The sequence below is a fragment of the Actinophytocola algeriensis genome (genome assembly GCF_014203735.1).
Taxonomy (GTDB): domain Bacteria; phylum Actinomycetota; class Actinomycetes; order Mycobacteriales; family Pseudonocardiaceae; genus Actinophytocola; species Actinophytocola algeriensis.
The window spans coordinates 22,010-39,356 of the sequence record NZ_JACHJQ010000015.1; the positions used below are offsets into that span (position 1 = coordinate 22,010).

6 protein-coding genes are annotated in these 17,347 nt (G+C 66.5%); 3 read left to right on the forward strand and 3 right to left on the reverse strand.

Annotated elements, in window-relative coordinates; translation table 11 throughout:
- Window positions 1–5: 5 nt before the first annotated feature.
- Complete coding sequence (locus FHR82_RS43775) at window positions 6–1,586, forward strand: DUF8728 domain-containing protein (protein WP_225943765.1); 1,581 nt, start codon at window positions 6–8, stop codon at window positions 1,584–1,586.
- Between the two features lie 799 nt (window positions 1,587–2,385).
- Here the strand turns inward: FHR82_RS43775 and FHR82_RS43780 are convergent.
- Window positions 2,386–2,529, reverse strand: a complete 144-nt coding sequence (locus tag FHR82_RS43780; protein ID WP_184816628.1) for a hypothetical protein — start codon at window positions 2,527–2,529, stop codon at window positions 2,386–2,388.
- A 713-nt stretch (window positions 2,530–3,242) separates the two neighbouring features.
- On the opposite strand from FHR82_RS43780, the gene FHR82_RS43785 reads away from it, so the two are divergent.
- On the forward strand, window positions 3,243–7,574 hold the full coding sequence (locus FHR82_RS43785; protein ID WP_311771586.1) for a HEAT repeat domain-containing protein: 4,332 nt from the start codon (window positions 3,243–3,245) through the stop codon (window positions 7,572–7,574).
- A 663-nt stretch (window positions 7,575–8,237) separates the two neighbouring features.
- The gene (locus tag FHR82_RS43790) at window positions 8,238–11,858 is read left to right on the forward strand and encodes an NACHT domain-containing protein (RefSeq protein ID WP_184816630.1); all 3,621 of its coding nucleotides are present in this window, start codon (window positions 8,238–8,240) and stop codon (window positions 11,856–11,858) included.
- Window positions 11,859–12,167: 309 nt separating this feature from the next.
- On the opposite strand, the gene FHR82_RS43795 is transcribed toward FHR82_RS43790, so the two are convergent.
- Both FHR82_RS43795 and FHR82_RS47875 read right to left on the reverse strand, forming a co-directional pair.
- Window positions 12,168–16,364, reverse strand: a complete 4,197-nt coding sequence (locus FHR82_RS43795; RefSeq protein ID WP_184816631.1) for a PDDEXK-like endonuclease domain-containing protein — start codon at window positions 16,362–16,364, stop codon at window positions 12,168–12,170.
- Window positions 16,292–17,338, reverse strand: a complete 1,047-nt coding sequence (locus FHR82_RS47875; protein WP_184816632.1) for a hypothetical protein — start codon at window positions 17,336–17,338, stop codon at window positions 16,292–16,294. The genes FHR82_RS43795 and FHR82_RS47875 overlap by 73 nt, the downstream gene beginning before the upstream one ends.
- Between the last annotated feature and the right edge of the window lie 9 nt (window positions 17,339–17,347).

A 17,347-nucleotide genomic window follows, 5' to 3' on the forward strand; every position in this document is an offset into this window, starting at 1 on the left:
CTGGCTTGACTGTCACTTCTCCTGTTCCGGCGGCCCCGTCCGACGAGGCCCCGGAACAGCACCGAGCGCGGCGAACCTGGGTGTTCGCCGCGCTCGGACTCGGCGTGTTGTTCCTGCTCGGCACGCGCGCGGCGTGGTTCTTCACCATCGACGACGCCTACATCACCTTCCGCTACTCGGACAACTTCGCCGCCGGGCACGGCCCGGTCTGGAACGTCGGAGAGGACCCGGTCGAGGGGTTCACCAACTTCCTCTGGATGCTCTGGCACACCCCGTTCGCCCTGCTCGGCCTCGACCTGCCGCTGGTCGCGAAGCTGACCTCGTTCGCCGCGGGCGCCGCCGCGCTGGTGCTGCTCGTGCGGTACTGCCACCAGCGCTACGGCCTGGTGTCCGCGCTCGTCGCCGGCGGCGCGTACGTCGTGTTCATCCCGACGTACTTCCACATCACCAGTGGCCTGGAGACCATGGCGTTCGCCGCGCTGCTGCTCCGCGCGGTGATCGTCGGCCTCCGCGCCATCAACGGGCAGGCGGTCCGGACCTGGGAACCACCGCTCCTGCTGGTGCTGGCCGGCATGCTGCGGCCCGAAGGTGTGCTCGCCGCGCTGCCCGCGTTCGCGGCCTGGCTGTGGGTCAATCGCCGTGACCGCCGCACCTGGCTGTGGACCTCGGGCGCGGCCATGATCGGCGGCGGGTACTTCGCCTGGCGCTGGTCCTACTTCGGGCATCTGTTCCCGAACACCTTCTACGTCAAGTTCGGCAACGTCGACGCGGGCCAGATCTGGCTCGAGACCATCGTCCCGGTCCTGCTCCCCCTCCTGCTCTGCACCGTCGCCCTCCTGATCCGCCGCGACACCCGCTGGTCAGGCGCAGTGCTGTGCGCGACCGTCGGCGCCACCTACCTCACCTACGTGGTCTCCGGCCCGACCATGGACTACCTCTACCGATTCGCCTACCACGCCTTCCCCGTGCTTTGCCTCGCCGCCGGGCTGGTCGTCGGCCCGTTCCGCCGCTGGTGGCTCGCCTCCGGCGTCGGCGCCGTCGCGGTCGGCTGGATCGCGTTCACAGGTGCCCAGACGCCGGACCTGCCGCTGATCGCGAACTACGGCCCCGACCTGGCCCGCACCCACGAACCGATCGGCCGCGGCCTGGCCGACGCCGACGTGCCGGAAGACCGCCGCACCGTCGCCCTCCACGACGCGGGCGCCATCCCGTACTACAGCCGCTGGGACACCATCGACTTCATCGGCCTCAACGACGAACCGATCGCCCACGGCGCCGACGTCACCCGGCGCGTCACGGACGCCCAGCCAACCGTCATCGTGCTGCGCAGCTACAGCCCGCCGCCCCCGGCCACCGCCTACGGCCTCGACGTCGCCCGCGCCACCGAGGGCTACGTGCACATCCACACCAGCCAGATGCGCGAGGGGTACTACAAGCACGTCTACGTGCTTCCCGAGTACGCCGACGCGGTGAGCAACGCCGTCATCCCCGAGATCGACAAGGCACAGGCCACCTACGACCCCGGCCGCTACGACCTCACCATCGACCGCTGGCTGGACCGCATCCGCACCGACCTACCCTGGTAACCACACCTACCAAGGTCGCCGTGCGTCGGACGTGCGCATCTGGGCAAACTGAGTGCTGGCGCCGAACTTCGCAGCGACCTGCTCGTTGGCGAGGCCGTCATAGGCGGCGCAACCGCAACAGACACTCCCGCCCAGAAGCGCCCTGCAGAAGCACCAACTTGAACCAACGTCGTAAGACTCTTCGTCTCAAGTCACATGACCATGATCAATAACATGCGGTTCGGCAAACCACCAGGTCACAGAGATCCCCGCCAGCAACACCAGACGGCGGACACCAACAATCACCCAGTCGCGCATCAACTCATTCTGGGAAAATCCTGGCCCGTCTTGAACGGGGATCAACTCCGAAACAAAGAAAAAGTGGCCGCCTACCTGCGTAAACGGCCACTCACCCGGTCGGGCTGACAGGATTTGAACCTGCGACCCCTTGACCTTATTCGGGTCTATCGTGACCTGCGGCGATTCAACCCTCTACCCCGCTGACCTGCATGGATGCACTCATTGAGTGTTGATGTTTGCCGTGGTCTGCCGATTCCATTCTGGGAGAATCCTGGGACGCACAGACCTGTATGGACAGATGTGCCGCATGTCAAGCGCATCCTCGTTGGGTGTCATCGTCGTGGTCGACGGGACACGCGTTGCAGAGTTTGACAGTGACGTCGCTGCCGGAGTGCTCGACGCGTGGACGCGGCGGCCGAGGTGGAATGGCAGGACATGGCCGAGGACGAACTGGTGACGCCGGGCTCGGGGCGCGTGTTCGCGATCCCGCTCTGACCGGGCCCGGCGTCACACTGCCTCGTCAGCGGCTGGTCCGCCAGTCCCGGACAGCACGCCGCACGCCGATGACGGCCGCAGTAACGGCGGTGATCGCACGAGCGACGTTGGTGATGGTCGGTAGCCACGTCCACACGGTTTGCGCGGCTTCGGTGAGTTCGATCCACATCGGGTGACCTCCTGGGACGAAGAAACGCGTGTCACCCGCGACGTTGCTCGCTTGTCCGGCCAGCGTGGGACAGCCTGGACAAGCTGGAAACTGGAGGTGCCGTGGCGGAGTCGTGCCGAGAAGTCCTCGCCGAGCTGTACGGGCTGGTGGGGGCGCCCGGTTACGAGACACTCGCTGGCCACAGTGTGGAACTGTCCAAGTCCACGGTCGGCAACCTGCTCACCGGCCAAACCACGCCACGGCCCGCGACCGTCGCCGGGTTCATCGAGGCGTGCCTCGGCTACGCGAGGACACGCAGATCCCGCCGCCTCACGCAGGAACAGCAGGTCCCGGCCTACTGGCAGAAGCTCTACGACGCCGCGCGCCAGTCACCTCCTCCCGAGTCGGACACCGTCGTGGCGCATTACCTCACATCGGTCAACGAGCGCTTCGGCAGGCTCAGTCTGGCCACCCTGGTGCCGTTCGACCAGGACGAGCTCCCGCCGATCTGGTTGCGCGAGGTGTTTGTCGGGCAGGACGTGCGGGCCGACCCGCCGCCTGCCGAGCTACCGAAGGACATCTGGCAGCGGATCGTCGAGACCGGGCACCTGACCGCGGACGACGTGCCGCCCTGGCTCGACCGCGATGTGGTGGACCGGCTGCGCCGCAGCTACCAGCAGCGCCCGCGGCGGTCGGTACTCAGGGTGGTCGCCCACCCGGCGTCGACCAGGACCGTGCTCCTCGGCGACCCGGGTTCCGGCAAGTCCACCCTGGCCAGGTACCTCGCACTGGCGCTGTCGGGTGGCGTGGCGCTGCCTGACGAGCTGGAACCGTTGCGGGGGCTCGTGCCTCTGGTGGTCGAGCTGCGGGTTTACACGTCCCCGGCGTGGGGCACGGGTGACTTCCTCGACCTGGTCGCGCACCTGCACGACACCGAGGCGTTCGGACTCCCCAGGGCCAAGGCGGGGGCGTTACTGGCACAGGGGCGTGTGCTCGTCGTGTTCGACGGCCTGGACGAGGTGTTCGACCCGGAGCTGCGGGAGACCACCGCACGGCGGATCATCGGCTTCGCCGCGAAGTACCCGCAGGCCCGGATGGTCGTGACCTCCCGGATCGTCGGCTACCAGCGGACCACGCTCGACAACGCCGGCTTCGCCCACCACAAGCTGGAGGACCTGGACCGCACACAGGTCGCGAGGTTCGTGGACCGTTGGTACGCCACCGTTCTCGCCGACAACGCGCCAGAGGCGGCGCGGATGGGCACTCGGTTGCTGTCCGCTGTAGACACCACGAGAGCCGTGGCCGAGCTGGCGGGAAACCCCCTGCTACTGACGATCCTTGCGATCATCGGCAGACGTCGTGAGCTGCCGCAGGACCGCCGGGCCGTCTACCAGCACGCCGTGACGGTGCTGGTGCAGCACTGGGACATCAGCAAGCACCTGGCCGAGATCCGGATCGACGACGGCCTGTCCACGATCGTGGAAGAGGACAAGCTCGAGCTGTTGCGCCGCGTGGCACGGCGGATGCAGGACTCCCCGTCCGGGCTGGCCGGCAACCACATCCCCGGCGACGAGCTGACCGAAGAGTTCGAACGGTTCCTGCGGGTGGAGCTGGAGCTACCTGCGCATCGGGCGAGACCGGTCGCGGAGGCGATGTTGGACCAGTTCCGCCACCGTAACTTCATCCTGTCCCGCTTCGGCGCGGGTGTGTACGGTTTCGTGCACCGCGCTTTCCTGGAGTACCTGGCCGCGGACGACATCATCCGCCGTTTCACCCACGAACGCAGCCTCGACGAGGACGACCTCGTCGGCATCTACGCCGCGCACTGGCAGGATCCCGCATGGCACGAGGTCCTGCGCCACATCACGGGGCTGCTGAACGAGAACTTCGCCAGGCTCGTCATCGAGCACCTGTTGACGCTCAATCCGAACTGGCGCCACACAGCCACCGCGCTACCCCACCACATCGTCCTGGCGGTCCAGTGTCTGAGCGAGCGCCGCAGGCTCGGGCCGCTCGCTTCACTAAGCCGGACTGTCGCGCAGGCGGTGACCGAGCTGCTGGTGGTCGCCAGCACCCGCCGGCGCAGGTTCGAGTCCAAGCTCACCGAGCTGATCGAGCAGAGCGTGCTTCCGGCGATGTCGATGTTCGGCCCGAGCTGGGCCGGTCGCGAGGTCTTCCATGCCTGGTACGTCGCGGACCACCGTGTTCTGGTCCAACAGGCGGGTGAACAGGAGCCAGTGGTGCTCAACCTGGCCACCCGAATCGCCGTCCAGCTCGCCGGTGATGACCTCGAGTTCCGCGAAACCCTGCGGGAACAGATGCGCGCCGGTTCGCGGACCGTCCGCGTCGCCGCGATCGCCGGCCTAGCCGCCTCCCAGCTTGGCGAGGAGGACGCGGCTCTGCTGCGCGAGCTGGTCGACGACGACGCGGATGATCGAGTCCGCGCTGCCGCAGTCCGGGCTCTGGGGCTGGTGGTCGCGGCGGACCTGGATGCCAGAGCCTGGCTGGCCGACATCACCCCACGCCGCCAGGGTTCGGAACTACTCGATGCCGTTGTGGCGGTCCAGGCGGCGAACTGGCCCGACCACGAGGAGACCCTACCCTGGCTGCGCGCGGTCTTCGCCGAGCACGACCAGTCACGTCCAGCTGTGCTGGGCGCGCTGTCGACCAGCTGGAGCGGGAACGCCGACGTGCTGGACTGGTTGCGCGCGCAGGCGCTTGAGAGCCACACGGTATACGTGCGGAACAGGGTCATCGCCGCGATCGGCACAGGATGGGGTCAGCACGAGGGTGTCCGGGAGTGGCTGACCGAGTTGGCCGAACGGGGCGGCTCTGGGGTTCGGGAGGAAGCGATGAACGCCATCGCAACGCGCTGGCGCCACGCCCCGGAGGTCCTCGAGTGGCTGCGTCGCCGCGTCGACGTGGAAGCCGACCCCTGGGTCAGGAGTGTGGCCGTACGTCAACTGTGTGAGATCTGGACCGGTGACGAGGCCGAGACACAGTTGCGGACGTGGGCACGCGACGATCCGTCCGCAAACATCCGTGACATCGCGATCAACGCGGTCGCGGCACGGACGTCCGGGCCGGAGCTACGCGTCTGGCTGCGCGAGATCGCGACTGGTGACCCGGCCGGACACGTTCGGAGCGCCGCGATCCAGTGCCTGATGGCCGCGGGTGAGGACGCCGGGTGGGTCGAACGGCATGCCCTCGCAGACCCGGACACCAGCGTGCGCAACGCGGCGGTTCGTGCCATCGCCGAGCACTCGGCCAAACACGATCTGCTCGACTGGCTGCAGAAGGTCGCCGTCAACGACCCATCCGGCTACGTGCGGGGCACCGCCGTCGAACTGATCTCGGATGGGTGGCCGCGGCGCGGCAGTACGCTTGCGTGGCTGCGGGACCGCGTTGCCAAGGGGTACCTCGACGCCGAACTCGTTAAAGCCATCGCCACCGGATGGCCGCACGAGCCGGATGTGCTGGCCTGGCTGCAGGACCTCGTCAGTGGTCAAGCCAGCTACTTCGTGCGTGCCGAGGCCGTCGGGCTCATCGCGAAGGCAGGAGACCAGGACGTGGCGACAGTCGACTGGCTGCGCTCACTGGCGGAAACCGATGTTGAGGACTTCGTCCGGTCAGAGGCAATAAGAGCGGTCAACCGACTAGAGCCGGACACCACCGCACAGCTGGCGTGGCTGCTGCACATCCTCGCGACTGACTGGTATCCGCCGATACAGGCGACCGCGGTCCAGTTGATCGCCGAGAACTGGAGTCATTCGGTCGCTGTGCGGGACTGGGTACTCGACCTGTTGGGCACCTGGCGTGGTACCGAGCCGTGGAACGTGCATTATGTCATCCATGCCGTCTGGTTAGCCGACCCAGACGTGCGCGGGCGGTTACGTGACATCGCCACGCACGACCGAAGTGCCTGGCTTCGGGGAATAATCCTGGTGCAACTGGTGGACGGGTGGCAGGACCTCCCCGACACTGTTGTGTGGCTCCGGGAACGGGCGACCGACGATCCCGACCCGGCGGTGCGCTGCGAGGCACTCGAGGCGCTCCAAGAGGCGCCTCAGGATGACGACCTGACAGCCTGGTTGCGCGACGTCGCGACGAACGACCCCTCCGCATCGGTACGGGCGCGCGCCTTGTCCAGCACGGCAGGCACACCGGGAGACCTGCAGCGGGAGTTCGCCGCGAATTCGGATTTTCAGGCGCAGGAGGCGCTCCTCAACGCTTTGCTTGACAGGTGGGAACTGCACGAGGGCGTGCGTGACTGGGTCCGCGAGGTCGCGATGTCCGCTGACGACGACCAAATGCGCGGGGTGGCGGTGATCCAGTACGCACGCAAGTGGCCGACGTGGCCTGGGCTCCTCGACTGGCTGTGGGAGTGGACAACTGACCGCAGCGCGATTGTGCGGCGGAATGCGATTTTTGCGATCGCTGAGACATGGACACACGTGTCCGGCGTGGTTGACCGCCTCAAAGCGATCGACGATCCGGACGTGACGGTGCGGTTGACTGTCATTTGGACGGCGGACTGGTGGCCGTCCGGTGGGGGCTCATGGCTACGGGAACGTGCCGGACAGGATGAGGACCCAGCCGTGCGGGCAGCCGCCATCCGCGAGGCAGCGGAGATCGACACAAACGACCCCGGCTTGCTCGACTGGTTGCACGAGTCGTTCGCCACTGAGCAGGACTGGCACCCGCGGAGTGCCCTCGTCGAGGCGATCGCCTATACCGGTGCCCGGTCAGCGGGGACGGTCGAGTGGCTGCGGAGTGTCGCGACCGGCGACGACCATACCCTGGTGCGGAGCCTCGCCGTCGAGTGGGCGTTGGGGTGGGCTCACGACCCGACCGTGCGGTCGGAGTTGTCGGCGCTCGGCGCGGAAGACACTCGGGCGGAGACCCGACTGGCCGCCGTGCGGGCACTCGGTGGGGTGCGCCCCGCCGACCCGGTCATTACGGAATGGTTGCAGGAACGGACACACGACTCCGACGAGCACGTGTCCGCCGCCGCCACGCGGTTGCTCGCCGACCGGATGATCGTGCCGGAACTCGTGGTGCACTAGTGATCCTAGGACGGGAGGCCACGCAGTAGCGCATGCAGCTCCGAGCGTCCACCAGACCCACCGGGCGCAGGGTGGTTGTTCGACCGGACGTGGTGGAACATCGGCATCATTCGCCCCCTCCTGACCAGCACCGCCGACAGGACGATCCGGTTCGTCGGGAAGCCCTACGTTGCCTCCGGACGCCCGACCCATGCACCCGAACTCGCCACCGCAGTCCTGTTCTGGCAAGCCTTGCTCGACGCCAACCGGCGACGTGCTTCCGGGCGCGGTGCTCCCCTCCGCGGGGCGATACGCCCTGCGTGCCTGGAGCAACAGCCGAATTGATGAGAACTGGGACAGTACGCGCCGCCGATCTGACTCCCTACAAGAGCCGTCCTGATCAACCGAGAGGATTTCGGTTCGCTGCATATGCAGGGACGGAAGAGCCGGACATCCCGCACCGGTGGTCGAAATAATCAGCAAGTTGCCGCACCACACTCTGCAGAAGGTAGTCCCATGGAGCAGCCGGTTCCCATATAGTGAACGCGTTGCTTCTTCGACGCCCGCGGGGGACCATTGACTGACCAACGAGGACCGATCGGCGGCGCAGCTGCTGAGAAGGGCTCCAGGCACCGCGCTGGCACCGCTGCGATCGCACTTTCCTATGGTCTGTGCAGGACCCCATTGTCAGTGCTGTTCCCTCACGCAGGCACCGCCGATGGTGACGCTATCCCGTTTCGCGTCCACATGGAAGCCGATCACTCCGTCGACGACCTCCTGATCGTCAGTGAATCTGGGCTCAACAGCTACGTCCAGGCCAAGGCCGACCGCAACGTAAGGCGTGCCGTGCTCGACACCCTTAAGCAATGGGTCAAGGCAGTGGCCACGGGTGACACTCAAGACGACGCCCTCGTCCTGTGCACGGCAGACTTGTCGACTGTGGTCGGCCATCTGAGTCGTGCCTTGACACGCTTGCGTGACCCCTATGCGCAGGCTCCTAGTTCAAGCGAGCAGGCGGCCCTCGACGAATTCACCAAGGAAATCTTGGCCCTGAGTCCGAAAGCCGACGAGACAGGACTCCTAGACGAACTCCTGCGGCGTGTCGTGATCTGGCACGCCGATTGTGGGAATAGCGGTTCGCCAGCGGTCACTGCCGCTTGCACGATGCTAGGTTCATTACTCGGAGGCTACGACAAGGGGTACGTAGCGTTCTCCCTGCTGCGGGATGAGGTGTCGGACCTGGCGCAATTGAGGTCCGGACTTGACATCGACCAAGCCCGCGCCCTGCTAACAAAAGCAGGTCTGGTTTCAGCCAGGTCGATTCCGACCTCGACCCGGTCAGCGCTCGTCAGGTACCGGACGGGAGTGCGTGACCGTGCCCGCGAGCTGGCAATTCCAGGACTGCCGCTCGACATCCGGCCACTACCGGTCCCCCGGCTCCTGGGAAACCTCCGCGTCCGATGCCGCGGTTTCGTCGACAGCAGATACGTCTCAGCGCGCGCCTATCAGGTGGTCCCATTGACTGTCTTGGCTCGGCGGGTGCCGCGGATCACACTTCTGGGCGGCCCGGGAAGCGGCAAGACGACCGCGTTAATTCACCTTGCCGCAGCCACGGCAGGCCAGGCCGCTGCGCCGATGCCGATCATGGTGCGGTTGGGAAAGCTGGCGGACCGGTTCAAGCACGAGCGGGACGTGGAGATCGCCGACCACGTCCTAGTCGGCGCGATGGACGTGCCCACGCTGGACGCCGCAGAAGCGGACCTTGTCAGAAGCGAAGCCCTGGCGCGAATCCGCACCGGACGCGCGCTGGTTATGTTGGACGCACTCGATGAGACCGGCTACATACGACAGGACGTCGCACGAGCACTCAAATCATGGCTCGACACCATCCACGACGATCTGCGCGTGATCGTGTCAAGCCGAGACACCGCGTACTCCAGCGTTGCCATCCTTGGCCTCACCGAGGCCGAACTCGGCCCACCATCCGACCTTGACGACACCGTGCGGCGAGTGGTGGAACACGCCGCCGACTGGTCCGGACGTCCAGACCGGGACGATGACATCGCCACATGGCTGGCGAAGCGCGTGCTGTGGCTGCGTATGGCTGTTGGTGAGCACTGGGCGATGATGGACATCCCTCTGTATGCCATGCACATCGCCGCCCTCGCCGCCGCGACCAGGTTCGCCGACCTACCGCCCAACAATGCACTCGCGCTGAACTCAGTCGTGGAGTCGGTATGGCTGCGATGGGAGGCCGGAGTACGGCGTCAAGGTGCCGATCCCCTCCCTGGTCTACCGGACCGGGACTCGTCTGCGGACGCGTTCAACTCCACCTTCTCACTGGTCACCGAACAACTGGAAGACAGGGGCAGGAGTGTTGACGCTCTGGCCGCGACCATAGCCAAGCATCTCGAGGCTGATTACGGGTCGCCGCGAGGGCTCGCACGGACCAGCGCCCGGCAACTGTTAGCAATGTGGGATGACGCGGGACTATTCGTGGCGCACGGCCCGGACTCCGTAGTGACTGCCCGCACCAAACTGCTCATCGAGCTCGGTCGCGCGATCCGCATATCGACGATGTCAGAAGAGGAGAAGGGAGCACGGATTCGCGAGCTGATCGATGACTCCGAACAACGAGAGATCATACTGTTCGTAGTCGCATTCGACCGCAGCGTCCGGGACCTAGTTACGCGGCTAAGCGTAGAAGAAAAGGAAGTTCCAGCCGCACTAGCGCTAGGGACTGCCTACCGGCGAGACCCCTCCGGCTTCGCCGACTGCATACTTGGAACGATCGACACCCTCATCGCGGGACTTCTCGACGAGCAATGTCCGCAGTTCGTCTCCATCGCGCTCCTGCTCGCCCACCTGCCGGTTCCTGACAAGCTGCGGGACGAGGTGCGGTCGGCCGCACAGCGGAGGCTGCCACCCGTTTGGGGTGCGGTCTTTGAAGCGATCGCGGCCTACGAATGGGCAGTAAGGGAAAAAGACCCTGACCAGTTGGTACTCGACCTGCCCGACGCTCCGCCTCCTCCGCCCGTGCTGGATCCCAGCGACGTCCTGTGGCGGCTGGCGGCGTTCCGCAAAGTGTTGACACTGCCCGAGCCGCCAGAGCGGGACGTCAAGCTTACCGACCTGGAATGGAAGATCGAGCCGGGCTACGCCCTAGTGAAAGCGGCCGAGGAGATGGCCCCCGTCGATCCTGAAGTCGTGACGAAGGCCCGTCTGTCACCCCTTGTACTGGACGGGCACACGGCCTTGCACCTCGACATGTTGGCCGCCGACCACGCCGACCTCCCCTACGGATCAGCTGCGGCTCAATCACCTTTGAGCCCCGCCGCAGTGCTTCGCAGTGACGTGGGCGCGTTGGCAACCCTGATCACGATGCTCGCCGCGCCGTCTGCACAGAATCCCGAATATGGCGACTGGTCACTCGACATTGTCATCGAGGTTCTACGGGTAGCGGAACTCCACCTGTTTCGACCGGGTGTGATCGACGACATCGTTACTTTGGGCCGGGACACCCTCGTCAGCCTGCTCCACGACATTGCCGCGTTCCTCGGGTTCACACCGCAGGACCTTGCCGGCTCGGCGGCATCTTGCATCGAACTCCTGCCCCAGGACCTCGACGACGAAACCGCCATCGACTATCAATGGAGTGCGATCCTGTACGGCGGCGATCCTGAATGGATAGACACGGAGTTGCCGTACCGGATCGACACCACCGAGGATAGCGACGGGCGGCGCCAAAGGGCCCTCGACCACATCGTCTCCGTGGCACTGTCCGACGACCCGATTGCGCTCTATGCGGCCGCCGTCCTCCTAGATCGGCTCGGAAGCGGAAGCCCTTCGATGGTCGCCAACACCCTTCGGCCTCGACTTGCAAGCCTCGACTCCCGTAAGTTCATCAAAGCGCCGGCCACATTGTCCGCCCTCGTCTGCAAACTTGACCCCAACGCAATCGCCGAACTCCAAAACTCCCACAATCCCGCAGTTCGGTGGGGAGTACTCGAGACCGTCACCCACCACGTGGTCTGCGAAGGAGAGCCGGAAGCTCGGATCCTTCTAGAGTTGATGGCGAACGACCCGGACCGAACAGTTCGCTTCGCAATAGAGAATCATCTCAGGCAGCACGACACCGAGTTCTCTGATGCCGTTGAAGAATTGATTCACACGAAGCTAACTGAGGCGGCGTCCTACTGGTCTTGCGTCGAATGCGGAGCGACATGCCAGCCCATGGCCTCACCAACATGCCAAAGTTGCGGAGAGAGTACTCAACCTTCCCTAACGGACGAGGTGACGGATTGACGCTGAGAGAGAAGAGTCCCACCGATGTCGCGTTCGTAAACACGTTGACCTCACCGCGATGTCGTCACCTGACGGGCGCACAATTATCGCCAGCGACGACCACGCCCTCGCACCCGGTGATTAGACACCTTCTGCCTGCCCAGGCAACCGAAGATCGAACCAACTTAAACCCGATCTGACCTGCTAATTTTTTTCATTGTATTCGTTGCATCTGATCCCGTCTTGATGTCCGATTGCCTGTAGACGGTTTGGGCGCCACCTCATCTGTCACCGTCAGCTCCTCCCGACTATGGTTTCTCCGGACATGCGTCACGTTCGGCGGCTGTACCGCCGCTCACCGCGTGGGCCGCGACGTTCCAGCAGGTCGCGTTCGTAAAGCGTGCGGAGCAGGTCCTGAGCGCGGTTCGCACTCACCTGCAACGCCTTGCGCACGTCGGCGTTGGTGATCGGCCGGGTCGCGGACAACTTCCATACCGCTTGTAGCTCCGGGTCGTCGAGGTCGGCGTCGAGTCGGTCCAGTCGCTCGGCCAGCACGTATCGCGTGCCTCGACGCTGTCCCTGCTTGTCGAGCAATCCCTCGGCGACCAACGCCGCGAGCGTGCGCCGGGCCGAGTCGGCATCCACTGCGAGGAGGTCCCGGACCATCTCGTTGGTCAGTGTCCGCCGGCCAGCCTCGCGCAGTACCTGCGCGCGTTGGTCCGGGGTCGGCTGCGAAACCTCCGGTGTGCTGACCGACGGCACGTCTCCGGGCAGGACGTAGCGGGTGCCGCGGGTTTGGCCGATCCGTGCCAACAGCCCGGTCGACACCATGCGCGTCAGCACCTCCCGCGCTTCCGCGGTGGTTATGCCGTACTCCTCGGCTACCTGAACGGACGACAGCGGGTCGGCTTTGGCCAGCGTCGTCAATGATCTGGTGAGCTCGTCGGGTGTCAGGTCCGAACTCGACGGTAGCGGCGCGGTCGCCACGGGGTCACTGGCGACGGTGGTGAGCCGTACCGGCTCCACGGGCTTGATCTCGTCGGGTTCTGGCTCGTCCTGTGTGAGTTCGTCGGGCTGCGCCTTCGTCGTTGGGGTCCACGTCACCTGCGCCTCGCCGCCGGTGACGTCCATGGCCGTGGCGTGCGGACCGATGCGCAGGCTGTTGAGAGTGGGCCACAGCGACGACAGCGCGCGTTCCCGGTTCAGGTAGTACTGGGACTCGCGGACCCGCCAGAACGTCCAGCCGCAGCGCTTCAACTCCTGTTCGCGTTGGAGGTCCGCGATCCGTTGCTCTGGCGTGGTGTGGAAGGCATCGCCGTCGCATTCCACGGCCAGTTTGCCCGCCGCCCCGGTCACCACCAGGTCGATCCGCCGTCCGTTGGCTTCCACCTGCGGCGTGACGTGGTAGCCGCGTGCGGTGATGTCGAGGAAGACCCGCTGTTCAAACAGTGAGTCGAACGGGGCCTGCCGGACATCGGGCGAGACGTCGGTGAGCACCGGTGGCAGCGGGGCCGAGCCCGTGCTCAGCATGTAGGTCAGCAGGGAGCGACGGAGGTCTTTCGTGCGCAGCAGGTCGGCGGTGACGGAATGGAACAGCCAGAGCTGGTCCTGCGCCCTGGACGCGGCCACGTTGAACCGGCGGCGGAACTCGTCCCGGGTCAGCGACGCGAAGTTCTGTTCCGGGGCCACGACCAGCGACAACCACACCACGTGCCGCTCGTCGCCCTGGAAGTCCGGTGGTGTGCCGACGCGGAAACGTCGCTGCTCCCGGTCCTCGGCACTCATCCGCGCGCCGATCTCCGCGGTGATCAGGTCAACCTGGGACTGCCCCTGAAGCACCACGACACCGAACGTCTTGCCGTCGTATGCCGGGTCGTCGAGGCAGGCCAGCACGGAGTCGGCGATGGCCTGCGCTTCCACCGGGTTGGTCAATGTGGCGTTCTGTCCCTCGACGTAGGCGCCGCTGACATAGGTAGTCCGCAGCGGGGGCAGGCGATCCGCGCCGAACTGCCTCACCGGAACGAGCGGGGCGTCGAGGTAGAACTCGTTCGACGACCAGGCGATGATCTCCGGCATGCACCGGAAGTGCTCGCGCAGACGGACCATCTGCCCGAAACGGGAACGCAGCATCGAGAAGATGCTGGACTTCGGCGTGAGGTCCGCGCGCAGGTATTGCGGCACGTCTGGCAGCTCGGTGTCCAACCGCTGGAAGATCGGGTCGAGCGATCCGGCGCCGATCTCCGGCGGAGTGCACTGCTTGTCGTCGCCGACCACGATCACCCTGGGCGCCAGCCAGAGCAGAAAGCTGCTGGTCAGCTCCGCCTGACTGGCTTCGTCCACGATCACCACGTCGAACGCGTTGGGTTCGGCAGGGATCGACGCGAGCACCTGCTGCACCGGCATTACCCAGGCGGGTACGGCCTCCTGGGCGACGACCATGGCCTGCCGCGCCGCCTGCCGGAACTTCTCCGCGTACTTGCCAGTGCCCTTGCCGACGTTCGACATGGCCGACCGGTAGCTCTGCAACGCCTGCACCTGGCGGGCACTCATCCGCTCCATCGAGGCCTTCCAGGCCTTCGCCGCCGCGAGGTCGGCGGTAAGCACTGCCAGGTCACTCACCGTCGACGCCAGCTCGGCGTCAAGCTGGTCCTCCAGCCCGTGCTGGGCTCGTTCGTCGAGCCACGTCCTGGCGCACGCCCACGCCCACGCCGGCGACCACCGCGCGAGCCGCGTCTGCCAGTCCGGGTCGTCCGGCGCCGCAGCCAGCATGGTGCGCAGTTCGGGCGCGCTGTCGGTGAGGCGCTGGTCGAGTTCGTCACAGACGAGCTGGTCGCGCTGCTGCGTTCGGGCATGTTCGAGCGCAGCCAGCGCCTCGGCGTAGCGAGCCACGTCCATCGCCCGGATCGCGTCCGCCACAGCGGTCAGCTCCGGCGGTCGTGCGGAGGCGGGCAACAGGGCGAGTACCTCGTCGGCGGTGCGGTCCAGCTCGGCCTGCGCGAGAGCGGCCCGCATACTGTCCGCGACGGCACTCGTGACCGAGCCGATCAGGTCCAGGTGGTCGATCGACGTCAGCGGAGGCCGGGTCGTTGCCGGCAGAACAGACAGGGGTTTCGCGAGCTCACTGCCAGCGGCGAGCACCGCCGCAACCAGCGCACAGGTGTGGCGAACCTGCCGGAGGCGTTCGACCAGGGAGCCGCGATCCAGATCCATCGGAATGGTCAGGCCAAGAGGCGCGAACGCCATCGCGAGGGTCTTCGCTGCCGCCAGGACCCGCAGGTGCCTGGCCGCCACGGTGGCCGTCTCACTGGTGCTGGGCACCACGCCCGCGACCGTCACGGCCCCGGCCAGCGCCTCCACGTCCTTCTGCTCGACGCCCTTGAACATCTTGCGCGACTGCCCACCAGATGAGAGATAGGTGGCGAACCGCTCGAAGACGCCGGCACCAACCTCGGGGTCGAGCGCAGGCGACACCGTCACCTGCACGAAACCGGCATGCTGGTCGTGCGAGATTGCTTCGTCGACGAGCGCGAGTTGCCCGGTCGCGCGCTGCCACAGGTGCATCGAGGTGCCGGCGAGCAACGAGTTCGTCAGCTGAGTTGCCCACGCGGCATCGGTCGGTGCGGCCCGCAGGGCGGCGGTGGCTTCCGCCACCTGCCTGCAGGCCATGTCGAGGTCGTACAACACCTGGCCAGGCAGCTCACCCAGGACGGCGACCAGACCGCTGCCATCGGTGGCCCGCACGGCATCACCGCGGACGATGACCTCGATCTGCTTCGCCAGCCACGTCTCGGCCGGAAGGGCATTAGCCCTGGGCATCCGCTGATTTCGGCGGGACCGGCGTTGGTCGCTCGCGGTACGCAGCAGGTCCACCAGCTGGCGGACCTCGCCCGCCGACAGTGGTTCTGGCCCGGAGACCTGCCCGGGAATCCAGCCGTCGATCTCGGCGTTCGCCGCGGCCTGCCGGGCGATGTCGGCGAGCGTCCCGCGGTAGCCGGGAGCGATCTCGGGATGGTGATAGGTCTCCGACTCGCGCAGTGCCCGGATGTCCTCGACGATCCGGCTCTTCCTGGCACGAGCCTCGGCGCGACGCGCGGTCAGATCGGCAATGCGGCGCGTCGCCGCCTGCGGGTTGAAGTCGGTCTTCGCACCGGCCAGCGCCGCGACACTGCGCGCCAGGTCGGAATTTCCTTTGGCCGACGCGTCGGTGAGCGAGACACACAGGTCCTGCATCTGCGTCGGCAGCTTGTCCCGCAGCACTCGCAACGCCTGCGCCTTCTCGGCGGTCACCAGGATCCGCTGGCCGCGGGCCAGCAGGGCACTGACCAGGTTGGCGATGGTGTGTGTCTTACCGGTGCCGGGTGGACCCTCCACGACGACGCCGCTGTCACCGCCGAGCCGATCGATGATCTGTGCCTGGTCTTCGTTCGCGGGTAGCGGGAAGAGCGGGTCCTCGGTCAGCGCCGCCGAGCCGACCCCACCAGTGCGCTCCAGCCACGCCAGCCGGTCCGATGGCTCGATGGCCTCCACGAGCTGGGCAAGTCCGAGCGGTACCGGGTGTCGTCGCTGTCGAGGGACCGGGTGATCGCGTCGTAGAACTCGCGCAGTGCGAAGGCGCCACGTCGCCTGGCCACGAGCGCCGGGGCGAAACCGAGCTGGGTGACCTGCCCCGTCGGCACTGTCCATTCGTCGCTCACGGTGTGCCCGGCCAGCAGGGCGCGGCCTGCCCATTCTTTGAGGTAGGCGACAGCAGCCGGGTCCAACGGGGAGGACACCGTCTCAAGCAGGCGGTCACGCAGGACCGCGGTCCCGCTCTGGTCGAACAACGCGAGGCCGGCCAGCACTTCCTCGGCCTCGAGGCGGACCGCGCTCTCCGGCATCAACGCGCACACCATGGCACCTGAGTGCGGATCCTGCTCAACGCTGACGGCCTGGGTGAGCAGATGTATCCGAACGCCGGCCTCGCCCTGTTCACCGGGCGCGTGCAGCAGCCCCGCGGCGACGACGATCTCGATCGACTCAGGACGTTCCTGCGCGATCCGGTGCAAGTCGAACAGTTTCTGAAACAGTTCGGCTCGCGGCCGCCGCAGGCGCTCCTCTGCCGCCCAGGGCCGCCAGGCGGCCATCCAGGTCGAGAACTGCCTGGTCACTTCGGGGTGCTCGGTGATAGAGCTGGGCCGGTCCGCTCTCCCGAGAAGCACGCTCTCCCGCAGTGCCGGTTCGTCAAGCGACCCCGGAGAGTGGTCGATCCAGGGTACCACGACGCGCGGACACGGCGGCTCGGGGTCGCGCCGCACCCGCACAGCACGCAGGATCTCGTCTCCCGGTTCCACCGCGGTACGCACCGGGAGATGCTCGGCCGCGTCCGCGAGCAGCAGCATCTCCTCGTAGTTGGTGATCGACCGAATCGGTCGCGTCTTGGCGACGGCGAGCTGACGCAGCACACCCATCAACCGACGAACCTTGTCGCGCAACACCGGGTCATGTTCAGGAAGCTCGACCACGGGAACCTC

What these genes read in the sequence shown, in the direction of transcription:
- FHR82_RS43780 (WP_184816628.1), bottom strand. Translation starts at nt 2,529, where the DNA reads ATGTGGATCGAACTCACCGAAGCCGCGCAAACCGTGTGGACGTGGCTA.